Raw genomic sequence first — 16077 nt, forward strand, 5'->3', positions numbered from 1 at the left:
GCGCGACAGGGGCGCAGTAGCCCGGCGCGGCATCGGCTGTGTAAAAGGATAGCGTATGCGTACTGAATATTGCGGGCAGTTGAATCTGTCCCACGTGGGCCAGGAAGTCACTCTGTGTGGTTGGGTCAATCGTCGTCGCGATCTCGGCGGCCTGATCTTTATTGATATGCGCGACCGCGAAGGCATCGTGCAGGTGTTCTTCGATCCGGACCAGAAAGTGGCGTTCGACAAGGCCTACGACCTGCGCAATGAGTTCTGCATCCAGATCGTCGGCACCGTGCGTGCGCGTCCGGACAGCCAGATCAATAAAGATATGGCCACCGGCGAAGTGGAAGTGTTCGCCCACGCGCTGGAAATCATCAACCGCTCCGAGCCGCTGCCGCTGGACTCCAACCAGGTCAACAGTGAAGAAGCGCGCCTGAAATACCGCTACCTGGATCTGCGTCGCCCGGAAATGGCCGAGCGTCTGAAGACCCGCGCCAAAATCACCAGCTTCGTTCGCCGCTTCATGGACAGCCACGGCTTCCTCGATATCGAAACGCCGATGCTGACCAAGGCGACGCCGGAAGGTGCCCGCGATTACCTGGTGCCGAGCCGCGTGCACAAGGGCAAATTCTACGCGCTGCCGCAGTCCCCACAGCTGTTCAAACAGCTGCTGATGATGTCCGGCTTCGATCGTTACTACCAGATCGTCAAATGCTTCCGTGACGAAGACCTGCGTGCGGACCGTCAGCCTGAATTCACCCAGATCGACGTCGAAACCTCCTTCATGACCGCCGATCAGGTACGTGAAGTGATGGAGAAACTGGCGCGCGAGCTGTGGCTGGACGTGAAGGGCGTGGATCTGGGCGATTTCCCGGTCATGACCTTCGCCGAAGCGATGCGTCGCTTTGGCTCCGACAAGCCGGACCTGCGTAACCCGCTGGAGCTGGTGGACGTGGCTGACCTGGTCAAAGACGTCGAGTTTAAAGTCTTCTCCGGCCCGGCCAACGACGCCAAAGGCCGCGTGGCGGCGATCCGCGTACCGGGCGGCGCACAGCTGACCCGCAAGCAGATCGACGAGTACGGCGCTTTCGTCAACATCTACGGCGCCAAAGGCCTGGCGTGGCTGAAAGTCAACGACCGCGCCGCCGGCATGGAAGGCGTGCAGAGCCCGATCGCCAAATTCCTCAGCGCGGACGTGCTGGAAGCGGTCCTGGCGCGCACCGATGCGCAGACCGGCGATATCCTGTTCTTCGGCGCCGACAGCTTCAAGATTGTCACCGATGCGATGGGCGCGCTGCGTCTGAAGCTGGGTCGCGATCTGGCGCTGACCCAACTCGACAGCTGGGCGCCGCTGTGGGTGGTTGACTTCCCGATGTTCGAAGAAGACGAAGAGGGCGGCCTGGCGGCCATGCACCACCCGTTCACTTCGCCGCGCGACATGAGCCCGGAAGAGCTGGCGGCAGCGCCGGTCAACGCCATCGCCAACGCCTATGACATGGTGATCAACGGTTACGAAGTGGGCGGCGGTTCGGTGCGTATTCACCGCAGCGAAATGCAGCAAACGGTGTTCAGTATCCTGGGCATCAATGAACACGAACAGCGCGAGAAGTTCGGCTTCCTGCTGGACGCGTTGAAGTATGGTACGCCGCCGCACGCGGGCCTGGCCTTCGGCCTGGATCGTCTGGTGATGCTGCTGACCGGCACCGACAACATCCGCGACGTCATCGCTTTCCCGAAAACCACCGCGGCGGCCTGTCTGATGACCGACGCACCGAGCTTCGCCAACCCGGCGTCGCTGCAGGAGCTGGCGATCAGCGTGGTAAAGAAAGCCGGTGCGGAACAAGAGAGCGAGTGATGAGTTACAAGCGCCCTGAATCTATCCTGGTAGTGATTTACGCGAAATCCAGTGGTCGGGTGCTGATGTTACAGCGGCGCGACGATACCGAGTTCTGGCAGTCGGTCACCGGCAGCCTGGAACAGGATGAGTCGCCGCCGCATGCCGCGCAGCGTGAAGTCATGGAAGAAGTCGGCATCGATATCGAAGCAGAGCACCTGCCGTTGTTCGATTGCCAGCGCTGCGTGGAGTTTGAACTCTTTGTCCATTTGCGACATCGCTATGCGCCGGGAACCACGCGCAATAAAGAGCACTGGTTCTGTCTGGCGTTGCCCGAGGAGCGCGATCCGGTGATTACCGAGCATCACGCTTACCAATGGCTTGAGGCGGCCGAGGCCGTGAAGTTAACCAAGTCATGGAGCAATCAGCAGGCGATTGAAGAGTTCGTGATCAATTCAGTCCAGTAGTTTTTTTCGGAGATTTTTTTATGGCAGGTCATAGTAAGTGGGCCAACACAAAGCACCGTAAAGCGGCGCAGGACGCCAAGCGCGGTAAAATTTTCACCAAGATTATTCGTGAGCTGGTCACGGCCGCCAAGCTGGGCGGCGGCGATCCGGATTCCAACCCGCGTCTGCGCGCGGCGATGGACAAGGCGCTGTCGAACAACATGACGCGCGACACCATGAACCGTGCCATCGCGCGCGGGGTGGGCGGCGATGATGATACCAACATGGAAACCATCATCTATGAAGGTTACGGCCCTGGCGGCACCGCCGTCATGATCGAATGCCTGAGCGACAACCGCAACCGCACCGTGGCGGAAGTGCGCCACGCCTTCACCAAATGCGGCGGCAACCTCGGCACCGACGGTTCCGTGGCTTACCTGTTCACCAAGAAGGGCGTGATCACCTACGCACCGGGCCTGGATGAAGACACCGTGATGGAAGCGGCGCTGGAAGCCGGTGCGGAAGACATCGTGACCTATGACGATGGCGCGATCGACGTGTTCACCGCCTGGGAAAGCCTGGGCGCGGTGAAAGACGCGCTGACCGCGGCGGGCTTCGAAGCCGAAGCGGCGGAAGTGTCGATGATCCCATCGACCAAGGCCGACATGGACGCGGAAACCGCGCCTAAGCTGTTGCGCCTGATCGATATGCTGGAAGACTGCGACGACGTGCAGGAAGTTTACCATAACGGTGAAATCTCCGACGAAGTGGCGGCGACGCTGTAATCCGGTAAAACGGGCGCCGCCGTTCGGCGGCGCCGTGCATGCAAGGTGGATGTAGATATGGCGATCATACTCGGTATCGATCCCGGCTCACGCGTCACCGGCTATGGCCTTATCCGCCAGCAGGGGCGTCAGTTGAGCTATATCGCCAGCGGCTGCATCCGCACGGTGGTGGACGACATGCCGACGCGGCTGAAGCTGATTTACGCCGGCGTCAGTGAGATCATCACCCAGTTTCAGCCCGATTTCTTCGCCATCGAACAGGTGTTTATGGCCAAGAACCCGGATTCGGCGCTCAAGCTCGGCCAGGCGCGCGGCGTCGCGATCGTGGCGGCGGTGAATCAGAATCTGGAAGTGTTCGAGTATGCGGCGCGGCAGGTCAAACAGACCGTGGTCGGCACCGGCGCGGCCGAAAAGGCGCAGGTACAGCACATGGTGCGCTCGCTGCTCAAACTCTCGGCCAACCCGCAGGCGGACGCCGCCGATGCCCTGGCCATCGCCATTACCCACTGCCACCTCAGCCAGAACGTGCTGCGGATGAGCGAAGGGCGGTTGAACCTGGCGCGCGGGCGTTTGCGCTGACGCAAAGCGATGATTGCTCAGGCTGGATATTCATCCAGCCTTTTTTATGTTATAAGCTTTACCAGCAACGGCATGGCAGGGCGCCATGCCCGGTCATTCTGCAGGAGGGTAAATGATAGGTCGTCTCAGAGGAAATATTCTGGAAAAGCAGCCGCCGCTGGTGTTACTGGAGGCGAACGGCGTGGGCTATGAGGTACACATGCCGATGACCTGCTTTTACGAGCTGCCGGAACTGGGGCAAGAGGCCATCGTGTTTACCCACTTCGTGGTGCGTGAAGACGCGCAGCTGCTGTACGGTTTCAACGACAAGCAGGAGCGCGCGCTGTTCCGCGAGCTGATCAAGGTCAACGGCGTTGGGCCGAAGCTGGCGCTGGCGATCCTGTCGGGCATGTCCGCGCAGCAGTTCGTCAGCGCGGTGGAGCGCGAAGAGATCACTGCACTGGTCAAGCTGCCGGGCGTGGGCAAAAAAACCGCCGAGCGCCTGGTGGTAGAGATGAAAGACCGTTTCAAAGGGCTTAACGGCGACCTGTTCAACAGCAGCAGCGAGATCAGCCTGCCGTCTGCCACCGACAAAGCGCCGGATGTGGACGCGGAAGCCGAGGCCGTTTCGGCGCTGGTGGCGCTGGGCTATAAGCCGCAGGAAGCCAGCCGCATGGTCAGCAAGATTGCCAAGCCGGGCGCCGACTGCGAAACCCTGATCCGCGACGCGCTGCGCGCCGCCCTGTAAGGCCGAAAAGGGGTAGATAATGATTGAAGCCGATCGCCTGATTTCCGCCGAACCGATCAACGAAGAAGAGATCCTCGATCGCGCCATTCGTCCCAAGCTGCTGACCGAATACGTCGGCCAGCCGCACGTGCGCGAGCAGATGGAGATCTTCATTCAGGCGGCCAAGCAGCGCGGCGACGCGCTCGACCATCTGCTGATCTTTGGCCCGCCAGGGTTGGGGAAAACCACCCTGGCCAACATCGTGGCCAACGAAATGGGCGTGAATTTGCGCACCACTTCCGGCCCGGTGCTGGAGAAGGCGGGCGATTTGGCGGCGATGCTGACCAACCTCGAACCGCACGACGTCTTGTTCATCGACGAAATTCACCGCTTGTCACCGGTGGTGGAAGAAGTGCTGTATCCGGCGATGGAAGACTACCAGCTGGATATCATGATCGGCGAAGGGCCGGCGGCGCGTTCGATTAAGCTCGATTTGCCGCCGTTCACGCTGGTGGGTGCCACCACCCGCGCCGGCTCACTGACCTCGCCGCTGCGCGATCGCTTCGGCATTGTCCAGCGGCTGGAGTTTTATCAGGTGGCGGATTTGCAGCACATCGTCTCGCGCAGCGCCGGGTGCCTGGGGTTGGAACTGTCCGACGAGGGTGCCCATGAAGTGGCCCGCCGGGCGCGGGGGACGCCACGTATCGCCAACCGCCTGTTGCGCCGGGTGCGCGACTTCGCTGAAGTGCGCGCCAACGGGGTGATCAGTGGTTCGGTGGCGGCGCAGGCGCTCGATATGCTCAACGTCGATGCCGAAGGCTTCGACTATATGGATCGCAAACTGCTGCTGGCGATTATCGACAAGTTCACCGGTGGTCCGGTCGGGCTGGACAACCTGGCGGCGGCGATCGGCGAAGAGCGCGAAACCATTGAGGACGTGATCGAGCCGTTCCTGATCCAGCAGGGCTTTATCCAGCGCACGCCGCGCGGCCGCCTGGCGACGCAGCATGCCTACCGGCACTTCGGGCTCGAGCGCGAAGCATAAGTTTTCCACCCGTCATAAAAAAGGGCCGCATCTGCGGCCCTTGACGTTAATGTTGAACTTGATGACGTTACCGGGTCTATAGAAGGCGCACATAAAAAAGGAAAATCAATTCATTGATTTTCGGCTGCTCACCACAGAGGAGGAAAAACCGCGTTTTTTCCTCCTCTGTCAGCAGTAGAAAGGGCCGCATCAGCGGCCCTTGTCATATCCCGGTTTTAATCAGGCCTGCTGTTTTTTGAACAGGCTCAGCGTGAACAGCACGGCGGCGCAGAGCACCACCGAAGGGCCGGCCGGCGTATCGTAAAACGCCGAGAAGGTCAGGCCGCCGGTGACGGCCACCATGCCGAGCAGTACCGCGACGCCGGCCATCTGTTCCGGCGTGCGCGCGAAGCGGCGAGCGGTGGCGGCCGGAATGATCAGCAGTGAGGTGATGATCAGCGCGCCGACGAATTTCATCGCCAGACCGATGGTCAAGGCGGTGACCAGCATCAATACGGTGCGTGCGCGCACCAGGTTAACGCCGTCGACGTGCGCCAGCTCCGGGCTGATGGTCATCGACAGCAGATCGCGCCACTGCCACCATAGCACCAGCAGCACCACGGCGACGCCGCCGGCGATCATCAGGATATCGCTCAGCGTGACCGACAGCAGATCGCCGAACAGGTAGGCCATCAGATCGACCCGCACGTTAGACATCAACGCCACCACCACCAGCCCGAGCGACAGGGCGCTGTGGGCCAGAATGCCGAGCAGGGTATCCACTGAAAGCTGCGGGCGGCGTTCCAGCCACACCAGGGCCAGAGCCAGCAGCAGCGTAATGGCGATCACCGCATAGAAGGGATTGATGTCCAGCAGCAGACCAAAGGCGACGCCGAGCAGCGAGGCGTGCGCCAGGGTATCGCCAAAGTAGGACATGCGACGCCAGACCACGAAGGAACCCAGCGGCCCGGCGGCGCCAGCCAACAACACGCCAGCCAGCCAGCCGGGAAGTAACAGTTCAATCATGCTTCGCGGCTCCCGGTTTTCTTCAAGACAATTCTTCCCTGCAGGTCGTGACGGTGGTTGTGATGGTGGCGATACACCGCCAGTTGCTCTGCGCCGCGGTTGCCGAACATGGCGATGAATTCGGGATGCATCGACACCACCTCCGGTGCCCCGGAGCAGCAGATGTGCTGATTGAGGCACAAGACCTCGTCGGTTTTCGCCATCACCAGATGCAGATCGTGCGAGACCATCAGCACGGCGCAGCCCAGCTCTTTACGCAGCTGATCGATGAGATCGTACAGCGCCAGCTGGCCGTTGACGTCCACCCCTTGCGTGGGTTCGTCCAGCACCAGCAGTTGCGGTTTGTTCAGCAGCGCTCGCGCCAGCAGCACGCGTTGGTTTTCACCGCCGGAGAGCTTTTGCATCGGCTGGTCGAGCAGGTGAGCGGCGTGCACGCGCTTGAGCGCCGGCAGAATGTCGGCTTTCTTTACGCCGGGCTTGAGACGCATAAAGCGGCTGACGGTCAACGGCAGGGTGGCGTCGAGGTGCAGCTTTTGCGGCACGTAGCCAATGCGCAGATCGGGCTCACGCTCCAGCGTGCCGGCGGTCGGTTTGACCAATCCCAGCACCACGCGCACCAACGTAGACTTGCCCGCGCCGTTCGGGCCCAGCAGCGTGAGAATACGGCCGGGTTGCAGGCTGAGGGAAATGTTCGACAGCACCTTGCGGCTGCCGAAGGCGACGGAGATATTTTTTAGCGTTATCAGTGTAGACATCTCGAGATTACAGGTTGCAGAACGAAGCGAATGTTATAATATCACGCCTTGTTGATGAAAACGATGGGATTACTGATGATGGCAAAGAAAAATAAATGGCTGCAGCGCACGCTGCTGGCCAGCGCACTGTTGATGGCCGGCCCGCTGAGCAGCGCTTCCGCTGCGGTGGTGACCTCGATTCGTCCGCTAGGCTTTATCGCATCGGCGATCGCCGACGGCGTGACGCCGACCGAGGTGTTGCTGCCGGACGGCGCTTCACCGCACGATTTTGCGCTGCGCCCTTCCGATATCCAGCGTTTGCGCTCTGCGGACCTGGTGCTGTGGGTTGGGCCGGACATGGAGGCGTTCCTGAACAAGGCGCTGGTGCCGATCTCGGCAACCCGCAAACTGGCCATCAGCGAACTGCCGGCGGTGAAGCCGTTGCTGATGAAAGGCGAAGATGACGACGATCATGATCATGCAGGCGAAGCGCATAACCATGCCGATGACGATCATGGGCATCATCACGGCGAGTACAATATGCACGTTTGGCTGTCGCCGGAGATAGCAAAAGTGACCGCGATCGCGATTCACGACAGATTGTTGGAACTTATGCCGCAAAATAAGGACAAATTAGACGCAAACCTGCGCCAGTTCGAGAATCTGCTGACGCAAACTGACAAAAATGTTGGTAACATGCTTACGCCTGTGCAAGGTAAGGGTTATTTTGTTTTTCATGATGCTTACGGCTACTTTGAGAAACACTACGGTTTGAGTCCGCTGGGCCATTTCACCGTCAATCCCGAAATTCAGCCTGGAGCACAGCGCCTACACCAAATTCGAACACAGTTGGTTGAGCAGAAAGCGGTATGCGTTTTTGCTGAGCCACAATTCAGGCCGGCCGTAATCAATGCCGTCGCCAAGGGTACCAAAGTGCGTTCCGGAACGCTGGACCCGCTGGGCATCGGCATCGCGCTGGGGAAGGACAGCTACGGGAAATTCCTGACTCAGCTGTCAAACCAGTACGTGAGCTGCCTGAAGTAAAGCTTATGAGGATAATATCGAGTGCAGCAGATAGTCCGAACTATCGCTCTGGCGTATAACAACCTGCCACGGCCCCACCGCGTCATGCTGGGGTCGCTGACAGTCGTCACATTGGCCGTCGCTGTTTGGCGGCCTTTTGTTTACCACCCAGAACACAACCCCATTGCCAAGAGCGTCGAGTTAGAATCCAGCCAGATGCGGTCATTGCTCCCCGAAGCCAGTGAACCGATTGATGCCGACCAACCCACCCCCGATGACGAAATCCCGCAGGATGAGCTGGATCAAAAAGATGCCGGCGACGATGGCGTGCATGAATATGTGGTTTCCACCGGCGACACCCTCGGCAGCATTCTGACGCAGTACGGCATCGATATGTCGGATGTCACCTTGCTGGCTTCGCAAAACCGCGATCTGCGTAATCTGAAGATCGGCCAACAGCTGTCGTGGACCGTCAATGATGCGGGCGATCTGCAGCAGTTGACCTGGGAAGTTTCCCGCCGCGAAACCCGCACCTATGACCGCGTCGGCAATAGCTTCAAAGAGTCGAAAGAGGCGCAGCAGGGTGAATGGCGCAACAACGTGATCAGCGGCCGGGTCAACGGCAGCTTCGTCAGCAGCGCCGGCGACGCCGGGCTGAGCCGTAACGAAATAAATGCGGTGATCAAGGCGCTGCAGTGGCAGCTCGATTTCCGCAAGTTGCGCAAAGGCGACCAGTTCTCCGTGCTGATGTCGCGCGAGCATTTCGACGGTAAGAAATCGCAAAGCCAGCTGTTGGGCGTGCGTCTGCGCACCGGCGGCAAAGATTACTATGCGATCCGCGCCGAAGACGGCAAATTCTACGATCGCCAGGGCTCTGGCCTGGCGCGCGGCTTCATGCGTTTCCCGACCATGAAACAGTTCCGCATCTCCTCCAACTTCAACCCGCGTCGCGTGAACCCGGTGACCGGCCGCGTGGCGCCGCACAAGGGCGTCGATTTCGCCATGCCGGTCGGCACGCCGGTGCTGGCGGTCGGCGACGGTGAGGTGGTGATCGCCAAACGCAGCGGCGCGGCGGGCAACTATGTGGCGATCCGCCACGGTCGCCAGTACACCACGCGCTATATGCACCTGAAAAAACTGCTGGTGAAACCGGGCCAGAAGGTGAAACGCGGCGATCGCATTGCGCTTTCCGGCAACACCGGGCGCTCCACCGGGCCGCACCTGCACTTTGAACTGTGGACCGGCCAACAGGCGGTGAACCCGCTGACGGCCAAGTTGCCGCGTTCCGAAGGGCTGAGCGGCAAAGACCGCAGCGATTATCTGGCGCAGGTGAAGGAAGTGGTTCCTCAGCTGCAGCTGGATTAATACCCCCTTTTTTCGGCGCTTCGGCGCCGTCAATTTCATCGGCCTGATTGCGGGCCGATGCTGTTTTATCTGGGCGGTTCGCGGTTGTTAATTGCAAAATCGGTGATGGCAATTATGATTAGCCGAATCGCTAAGCGAAGAGCATGTGCATGCAAAACGAGAAGAAATCGAACGTAGAGTTCATCCCGCAGTTTCAGAAAGCCTTTTTATATCCGCGCTACTGGGGCGTGTGGTTGGGAACCGGCCTGATGGCCGGCATTTCGCTGGTGCCTGCGCGCCTGCGCGATCCGGTGCTGGGGGCGGTCGGCAAACTGGCCGGCAAGCTGGCGAAGGGCGCACGCCGTCGTGCCCGCATCAATTTGCTTTATTGCTTGCCGGAGCTGCCGGAAAGCGAACGTGAGCACATCATCGACCAGATGTTCGCCTGCGCGCCGCAGTCGATGGTGCTGATGGCGGAACTGGCCTGCACCAAGCCGGAGAAAGTGCTCAAGCGCGTGCGTTGGCACGGTGAAGAGGTGCTGGACAAGATCCGGGCGGAAGGGCGCAACGTCATTTTCCTGGTGCCTCACGGCTGGGCAGTGGATGTGCCGGCGATGCTGATGGCCGCGCGCGGCCAACCGATGGCCGCGATGTTCCACAATCAGCGTAATCAGCTGATCGACTACCTGTGGAATGCCGTGCGGCGTAAATTCGGTGGCCGCATGCACGCGCGCAACGACGGCATCAAACCGTTTATCAGTTCGGTGCGGCAGGGGTATTGGGGCTACTACCTGCCCGATCAGGATCATGGCGCGGAGCACAGCGAGTTCGTCGATTTCTTCGCGACCTATAAGGCGACGCTGCCGGCGGTAGGCCGGTTGATGAAAGTGTGTCGTGCGGCGATCGTGCCTTTATTCCCGGTGTACGACGGCAAAACCAGCATGCTGGACATTTATATCCGCGAGCCGATGGATGACCTGGCCGAAGCCGACGATCCGCGCATTGCCCGCCGCATGAACGAAGAGGTGGAAAATCTGGTGGGCCCGAACCCGGAGCAGTACACCTGGATCCTCAAACTGCTGAAGACGCGCAAGGAAGGGGAGATTGAACCTTACTCGCGCGACGATCTGTATCGTTAATCCTGTCTCCCGCTAACGCCGGCCGGGCCACAACCCGGCCGGCGTCTCTTCAGATGTGCACCATACAGCCGCGAGCCCGCAGGATGTCGACGACTTTAGGCGTGCGGGTGAAATCATTCCAGCGCAGGTCCAGCTTGCGCAGGCGGCTCAGTTCGCCGAGGCTTTCCGGCAGGTCGCTCAGGCGGTTGGCGCGCAGGTCCAGACTTCTCAGCGCCGTCAGCTCGCCGATATTTTCCGGCAGGTGAGTCAGCTGATTGAAGCGCAAGTTCAGCTCGCTCAACCGCGGCAGCCGACAGAAGGCCTGCGGCAGCTCGGCGATGGCATTGTTAGCCGCATCGAGTATCTCCAGCTCACCGAGCTGAGCCATTTCCGCCGGCAGTGTGGTCAGGACATTTTTCATGATATGCAGTTCGCGCAGCGCGCGCAGTTGCCCGATTTCGGCGGGTAGGCTGCCGATGCGATTGTTGTATAAACGCAGCTCTTGCAATGCCGCAAGCCTCGGTATCGCCTGAGGCAAAACGGCCAGGCGGTTGTCGGTCGCATTGAGATAGATGAGTTGCTGCAGCTGCGCCAGCGAGCGCGGCAGATCGCTAAAGCCGTTATCGCTCAGATAGAGGTATTTCAACCGATGCAGCTGCCCCAGTTCTTCGGGGAGTTCGCTTGCGCGATTGTGGCCAAAATCGAACATCTCGAGCTGTTGCAGCTGGCCAATCTCCGGCGGCAGACGGTCGAGCTGATTACAGGAGATATTCAGCACCCGCAGATTTCGGTGCCGGAAGATCGAGGCGGGGAAGGCCGTCAGCTGATTGTCGTACAGGCTAATCTTGCGCAGCGCGTGGCCGGCTAACGGCGACTCGTCGAGCTGCGTCAGGCCGTGGCCGTCGAGATCGAGCTCATCATCGCTCGCTGCGGGAGTGTGTTGGTGGAGCATGGCGTTCTCCGTCTTTTATGGCGGTGTCAGGGCAAAAAAAATGCCGGCCAACGTGAGCCGGCCGGCATTTCGTCTGCGGCGTGGATTACTCGACGCGCAGGATACGGCTGGTATTGGTGGTGCCGACGGTTTCCATCACGTCGCCCTGGGTGACGATCACCAGATCGCCGGAGACCAGGAAGCCTTTGTCGCGCAGGCGATTGACGGCTTCATTGGCGGCGATCACGCCGTCTTTGTGGCTGTCGAAATACACCGGCGTCACGCCGCGATACAGTGCGGTCAGGTTCAGCGTGTGCTCATGACGCGACATGGCGAAGATCGGCAGGCCGGAGCTGATGCGTGACATCATCAGCGCGGTGCGGCCAGACTCGGTCATGGCGATCAGCGCGGTGACGCCTTTCAGGTGGTTGGCCGCATACATCGAAGACATGGCGATCGCTTCTTCGATGTTGTCGAACTGCACGTCCAGACGGTGTTTGGAAACATTGATGCTAGGGATCTTCTCGGCGCCCAAACAAACGCGCGCCATCGCCGCCACGGTTTCCGCCGGGTATTGGCCGGCGGCGGTTTCTGCCGACAGCATCACGGCATCGGTGCCGTCCAGCACGGCGTTGGCCACGTCCATGACTTCGGCGCGGGTCGGCATCGGGTTGGTGATCATCGACTCCATCATCTGGGTCGCGGTGATCACCGCGCGGTTCAGGGTACGGGCACGGCGGATCAGTTTCTTCTGAATGCCGACCAGTTCCGGATCGCCGATTTCAACGCCGAGGTCGCCACGGGCAACCATGACCACGTCGGAGGCCAGAATAATGTCGTCCATCGCTTCGTCGCTGCAGACCGCTTCGGCGCGCTCAACCTTGGACACGATCTTGGCGTTGCAGCCGGCGTCGCGCGCCAGGCGGCGAGCATAGTTCAGGTCTTCACCGGTACGCGGGAAGGAGACCGCCAGGTAATCGACGCCAATCTTGGCGGCGGTCACGATGTCTGCCTTGTCTTTCTCGGTCAGCGCTTCGGCCGACAGGCCACCGCCGAGTTTGTTGATGCCCTTGTTGTTGGACAGCGGGCCGCCGACGGTGACTTCGGTAAACACTTTCATGCCCTGAACTTCGAGCACTTTCAGCTGAACGCGGCCGTCGTCGAGCAGCAGGACATCGCCTGGCACCACGTCGGCAGGCAGGCCTTTATAGTCGATACCGACTTTTTCTTTATCGCCTTCGCCTTTTGACAGGTTGGCGTCCAGCAGGAATTTATCGCCCACGTTGAGGAAGATTTTGCCTTCCTTGAAGGTGGATACGCGGATTTTCGGCCCTTGCAGATCGCCGAGGATAGCGACGTGACGTCCCAGTTTGGCGGCGATTTCACGCACTTTGTCAGCGCGAGCCTGGTGGTCTTCCGGGCTGCCGTGGGAGAAGTTAAGCCGAACTACGTTGGCGCCGGCGGCAATGATCTTTTCCAGATTATTGTCGCGGTCTGTAGCCGGACCCAGGGTGGTAACGATTTTGGTTCTTCTGAGCCGTCTGGACATGTATTACTCCGTTGACTGGTGAAGCAAATATTGGTGTTGCGATAAACGTCGGATAACGAAACCAGGCGTGAAATGTAATTTTACAACACTGATATTTCACCCGGGTTACCCGCATGAGCATATTAACAGGGTACAGCCTCTGATGCCGTCATTCAAATGTCTGTTGAACGGCGATTTTTTCTTCGTCAGGTCACGAGTCAAAACTGTTGGGAATGACCACCCCTTTATCAAAGCGCGATTCTTTGAGCGCTTCTTTGACCCGCTTCAAGTTATCTCTGAATTTAGCCCCTCTGCGCAAGGTAAATCCGGTGGCGAGCACGTCAATGAGCGTTAATTGCGCGATCCGCGACACCATCGGCATGTAAACGTCGGTGTCTTCGGGCACATCGAGCAGCAAAGGAAGGGTCGCCGCCTGAGCGAGCGGGGTGTCGCGCGAGGTGATAGCCAATACCGTGGCGTCGTTTTCTCGCGCCAGGTGGGCCATCTCCACCAGATTTTTGGTGCGGCCGGTGTGTGAGATCAACACCACCACGTCGCCTTCGCCGGAATTCATGCAGCTCATGCGTTGCATGACGATGTCATCGAAGTAGACCACCGGGATATTGAAGCGGAAAAATTTGTTCATCGCGTCGTGCGCCACCGCCGCGGAGGCGCCCAGGCCGAAGAAAGAGATCTTTTTTGCCTGGGTGAGCAGGTCAACCGCACGATTGATTGCGGCAATATCCAAATTTGCCTTTACTGTATCCAGGCTGGCCATGACCGATTCGAAGATCTTGCTGGTATAGGAATCGACGCTGTCGTCTTCCTCAACGTTACGGTTTACGTAGGGCGTGCCGTTAGCCAGGCTTTGGGCGAGGTGCAGTTTGAAATCGGGAAAGCCTTTGGTATCAAGGCGGCGGCAAAAGCGGTTGACGGTAGGTTCGCTGACGTCGGCCATGCGCGCCAGCGTGGCAATGCTGGAGTGAATGGCGGTCTGTGGGGAGGCCAGGATCACCTCGGCGACTTTCCTTTCAGATTTGCTCAGGAGTTCCAGATGGCTCTGGATTTTGTCCAGCGTATTCATATAACGAGAGTCACTCATGGTTTTATCCCTGTGGCTTTCAAGCAACAGCGCCGAATTTCGCCCGTGTTCGCCGCGCACGCAGACGCCAAACGAGCGGCTGTAACCTGGAATCGATAGGGTATGTCGATTTCAAACAAAGGAGAAATCAATGCCGGTTTAGTGAAAATATACTACGTGCTGGTAACCGTTGGCAGTCTCGACAGGGCGTATGCAGGCTTTTTTCACCAGAATATGACCTGTGTCTAACTTTCATAATGGTAACAGAGCGTCAAAAAAGACGAAAAATTACAGTTTTGCCCGCCTGTGCGGGCTCTGGCGCGCATTGGCGCTACCACTGGAATCTTGAGGTCTTTTTTCCTGCTTCTGCGCCGGGTTTGCTGGCCGTAGTCAAACAGAGTACATTAGTAATGTAAGAAAATTACAAATATCCTGCAACGAGGAGATGAACATGGCGGTAACCTCTACAGCCCAGGCGTGTGACCTGGTTATTTTCGGCGCGAAAGGTGATTTGGCGCGCCGTAAGCTGCTGCCTTCCCTGTACCAGTTAGAGAAAGCCGGACACATCCACCCGGATACGCGGATCATCGGCGTCGGCCGCGCGGAGTGGGATAAAAAAGCGTATACCGAAGTGGTCAAGGAAGCGCTTGGCACCTTCATGAAAGAAAAACTGGATGACGAACTCTGGGCCACGCTGAGCGCACGCCTGGACTTCTGCAATCTGGACGTCAACGACAGCAAGAACTTTACCAAACTGGGTAAAATGCTGGATCAGAAACACCGCACCACCATCAACTACTTCGCCATGCCGCCAAGCACCTTCGGCGCCATCTGCAAAGGGTTGGGCGAAGCCAAGCTGAATCATGAGCCGGCGCGCGTGGTAATGGAAAAGCCGTTGGGCACCGATCTGGCGTCCTCCCGCGTGATCAACGATCAGGTGGCGGAGTACTTCAACGAATCCCAGGTTTACCGTATCGACCACTATCTCGGCAAAGAGACGGTGCTGAACCTGTTGGCGCTGCGTTTCGCCAACTCGCTGTTCGCCTCCAACTGGGATAACCGCACCATCGATTCGGTGCAGATCACCGTGGCGGAAGAGGTGGGCATCGAAGGGCGTTGGGGTTACTTCGACCAGGCCGGCCAGATGCGCGACATGATCCAGAACCACCTGCTGCAGATCCTGACCATGATCGCCATGTCGCCGCCGGCGGATCTGACCACCGACCGTATCCGCGACGAAAAGGTGAAGGTACTGCGCTCGCTGCGCCGTATCGATCAGACCAATGTACGGGAAACCACCGTGCGCGGTCAGTACACCGCCGGTTTCGTCCAGGGCAAGAAAGTGCCGGGTTATCTGGAAGAGGAAGGGGCGAACAAGAGCAGCAGCACCGAAACCTTCGTCTCCATCCGCGTGGATATCGACAACTGGCAGTGGGCCGGGGTGCCGTTCTACCTGCGTACCGGTAAACGTCTGCCGACCAAATGCTCGGAAGTGGTGGTGTACTTCAAAAACCCGCCGCTTAACCTGTTCAGCGATTCTTACCAGCAGCTGCCGCAGAATAAGCTGACCATCCGCCTGCAGCCGGACGAAGGCATCGAAATTCAGGTGCTGAACAAGGTGCCGGGGCTGGATCACAAGCACCGTCTGCAGACCACCAAGCTGGACCTGAGCTTCTCGGAAACCTTCAACCAGGAGCACGTGGCGGACGCCTACGAGCGCCTGCTGCTGGAGACCATGCGCGGCATTCAGGCGCTGTTCGTGCGCCGCGATGAAGTGGAAGAAGCCTGGAAGTGGGTCGACTCCATCATGGACGCATGGAAAGCCGACAACGAGGCGCCTAAGCCTTATCAGGCGGGCACCTGGGGGCCGGTGGCCTCGGTGGCGATGATCACCCGCGACGGCCGTTCCTGGAACGAGTTCGAGTAATGCGCA

The 16077-nt window shown here is 59.3% G+C and carries 15 protein-coding genes; 10 read left to right on the forward strand and 5 right to left on the reverse strand.

Translation table 11 applies throughout. From position 1 onward, the window contains the following. The first annotated feature begins 55 nt into the window (after positions 1–55). From aspS to ruvB, 6 genes are all read left to right on the forward strand, one after another. On the forward strand, positions 56–1840 hold the full coding sequence (gene aspS, locus EKL15_RS14700; RefSeq protein ID WP_060423918.1) for an aspartate--tRNA ligase: 1785 nt from the start codon (positions 56–58) through the stop codon (positions 1838–1840). After that, positions 1840–2286: a dihydroneopterin triphosphate diphosphatase gene (gene nudB / locus EKL15_RS14705; protein ID WP_019452808.1), complete on the forward strand. Its 447-nt coding sequence runs from the start codon at positions 1840–1842 to the stop codon at positions 2284–2286. The genes aspS and nudB overlap by 1 nt, the downstream gene beginning before the upstream one ends. Before the next feature lie 20 nt (positions 2287–2306). Further along, positions 2307–3050, forward strand: a complete 744-nt coding sequence (locus EKL15_RS14710) for a YebC/PmpR family DNA-binding transcriptional regulator (RefSeq protein WP_033647638.1) — start codon at positions 2307–2309, stop codon at positions 3048–3050. 57 nt (positions 3051–3107) lie between these two features. Next, complete coding sequence (ruvC, locus tag EKL15_RS14715) at positions 3108–3629, forward strand: crossover junction endodeoxyribonuclease RuvC (protein WP_004932367.1); 522 nt, start codon at positions 3108–3110, stop codon at positions 3627–3629. Positions 3630–3741: 112 nt separating this feature from the next. Beyond that, the gene (ruvA, locus tag EKL15_RS14720; RefSeq protein ID WP_060423916.1) at positions 3742–4356 is read left to right on the forward strand and encodes a Holliday junction branch migration protein RuvA; all 615 of its coding nucleotides are present in this window, start codon (positions 3742–3744) and stop codon (positions 4354–4356) included. A gap of 19 nt (positions 4357–4375) precedes the next feature. Then, positions 4376–5380: a Holliday junction branch migration DNA helicase RuvB gene (gene ruvB, locus EKL15_RS14725; protein ID WP_038877130.1), complete on the forward strand. Its 1005-nt coding sequence runs from the start codon at positions 4376–4378 to the stop codon at positions 5378–5380. Between the two features lie 219 nt (positions 5381–5599). On the opposite strand, the gene znuB is transcribed toward ruvB, so the two are convergent. Both znuB and znuC read right to left on the reverse strand, forming a co-directional pair. Further along, a complete protein-coding gene (znuB, locus tag EKL15_RS14730; protein ID WP_038877132.1) occupies positions 5600–6385 on the reverse strand; it encodes a zinc ABC transporter permease subunit ZnuB in 786 nt (261 codons plus the stop codon). Next, on the reverse strand, positions 6382–7140 hold the full coding sequence (gene znuC / locus EKL15_RS14735) for a zinc ABC transporter ATP-binding protein ZnuC (RefSeq protein ID WP_004932357.1): 759 nt from the start codon (positions 7138–7140) through the stop codon (positions 6382–6384). Before znuC ends, znuB begins: the two co-directional genes overlap by 4 nt. 78 nt (positions 7141–7218) lie before the next feature. Here znuC and znuA point away from each other — a divergent pair, with 78 nt between their 5' ends. The 3 genes from znuA to lpxM all read left to right on the forward strand — a co-directional run bounded on the left by znuA (position 7219) and on the right by lpxM (position 10625). Next, positions 7219–8163 (forward strand): zinc ABC transporter substrate-binding protein ZnuA, encoded by a 945-nt coding sequence (znuA, locus tag EKL15_RS14740; RefSeq protein ID WP_060424108.1) that lies wholly within the window; start codon positions 7219–7221, stop codon positions 8161–8163. A gap of 21 nt (positions 8164–8184) precedes the next feature. After that, positions 8185–9507 carry a murein DD-endopeptidase MepM gene (gene mepM / locus EKL15_RS14745; RefSeq protein ID WP_038877136.1) on the forward strand — a complete coding sequence of 441 codons (1323 nt, stop codon included), beginning with the start codon at positions 8185–8187 and terminating at the stop codon, positions 9505–9507. Between the two features lie 149 nt (positions 9508–9656). Further along, positions 9657–10625, forward strand: coding sequence for a lauroyl-Kdo(2)-lipid IV(A) myristoyltransferase (gene lpxM / locus EKL15_RS14750; RefSeq protein ID WP_015378127.1), 969 nt, complete (start codon positions 9657–9659; stop codon positions 10623–10625). 49 nt (positions 10626–10674) lie between these two features. On the opposite strand, the gene EKL15_RS14755 is transcribed toward lpxM, so the two are convergent. The 3 genes from EKL15_RS14755 to EKL15_RS14765 all read right to left on the reverse strand — a co-directional run bounded on the left by EKL15_RS14755 (position 10675) and on the right by EKL15_RS14765 (position 14147). Continuing rightward, complete coding sequence (locus EKL15_RS14755) at positions 10675–11556, reverse strand: leucine-rich repeat domain-containing protein (RefSeq protein ID WP_100395679.1); 882 nt, start codon at positions 11554–11556, stop codon at positions 10675–10677. 85 nt (positions 11557–11641) lie between these two features. After that, the gene (pyk, locus tag EKL15_RS14760) at positions 11642–13084 is read right to left on the reverse strand and encodes a pyruvate kinase (RefSeq protein WP_019452801.1); all 1443 of its coding nucleotides are present in this window, start codon (positions 13082–13084) and stop codon (positions 11642–11644) included. A gap of 190 nt (positions 13085–13274) precedes the next feature. Beyond that, positions 13275–14147 (reverse strand): MurR/RpiR family transcriptional regulator, encoded by an 873-nt coding sequence (locus EKL15_RS14765; protein WP_038877144.1) that lies wholly within the window; start codon positions 14145–14147, stop codon positions 13275–13277. Positions 14148–14595: 448 nt separating this feature from the next. On the opposite strand from EKL15_RS14765, the gene zwf reads away from it, so the two are divergent. Beyond that, positions 14596–16071, forward strand: coding sequence for a glucose-6-phosphate dehydrogenase (gene zwf / locus EKL15_RS14770; protein WP_019452799.1), 1476 nt, complete (start codon positions 14596–14598; stop codon positions 16069–16071). The last annotated feature ends 6 nt before the right edge of the window (positions 16072–16077 follow it).

This window comes from Serratia sp. 4542 (assembly GCF_016805595.1).
In the GTDB taxonomy this organism is placed as follows: domain Bacteria; phylum Pseudomonadota; class Gammaproteobacteria; order Enterobacterales; family Enterobacteriaceae; genus Serratia; species Serratia nevei.

What these genes read in the sequence shown, in the direction of transcription:
- aspS (WP_060423918.1), top strand. Translation starts at nt 56, where the DNA reads ATGCGTACTGAATATTGCGGGCAGTTGAATCTGTCCCACGTGGGCCAG.
- EKL15_RS14755 (WP_100395679.1), bottom strand. Translation starts at nt 11,556, where the DNA reads ATGCTCCACCAACACACTCCCGCAGCGAGCGATGATGAGCTCGATCTC.
- pyk (WP_019452801.1), bottom strand. Translation starts at nt 13,084, where the DNA reads ATGTCCAGACGGCTCAGAAGAACCAAAATCGTTACCACCCTGGGTCCG.
- zwf (WP_019452799.1), top strand. Translation starts at nt 14,596, where the DNA reads ATGGCGGTAACCTCTACAGCCCAGGCGTGTGACCTGGTTATTTTCGGC.
- znuA (WP_060424108.1), top strand. Translation starts at nt 7,219, where the DNA reads ATGGCAAAGAAAAATAAATGGCTGCAGCGCACGCTGCTGGCCAGCGCA.
- znuC (WP_004932357.1), bottom strand. Translation starts at nt 7,140, where the DNA reads ATGTCTACACTGATAACGCTAAAAAATATCTCCGTCGCCTTCGGCAGC.
- ruvA (WP_060423916.1), top strand. Translation starts at nt 3,742, where the DNA reads ATGATAGGTCGTCTCAGAGGAAATATTCTGGAAAAGCAGCCGCCGCTG.
- EKL15_RS14710 (WP_033647638.1), top strand. Translation starts at nt 2,307, where the DNA reads ATGGCAGGTCATAGTAAGTGGGCCAACACAAAGCACCGTAAAGCGGCG.
- nudB (WP_019452808.1), top strand. Translation starts at nt 1,840, where the DNA reads ATGAGTTACAAGCGCCCTGAATCTATCCTGGTAGTGATTTACGCGAAA.
- ruvB (WP_038877130.1), top strand. Translation starts at nt 4,376, where the DNA reads ATGATTGAAGCCGATCGCCTGATTTCCGCCGAACCGATCAACGAAGAA.
- ruvC (WP_004932367.1), top strand. Translation starts at nt 3,108, where the DNA reads ATGGCGATCATACTCGGTATCGATCCCGGCTCACGCGTCACCGGCTAT.
- lpxM (WP_015378127.1), top strand. Translation starts at nt 9,657, where the DNA reads ATGCAAAACGAGAAGAAATCGAACGTAGAGTTCATCCCGCAGTTTCAG.
- EKL15_RS14765 (WP_038877144.1), bottom strand. Translation starts at nt 14,147, where the DNA reads ATGAATACGCTGGACAAAATCCAGAGCCATCTGGAACTCCTGAGCAAA.
- znuB (WP_038877132.1), bottom strand. Translation starts at nt 6,385, where the DNA reads ATGATTGAACTGTTACTTCCCGGCTGGCTGGCTGGCGTGTTGTTGGCT.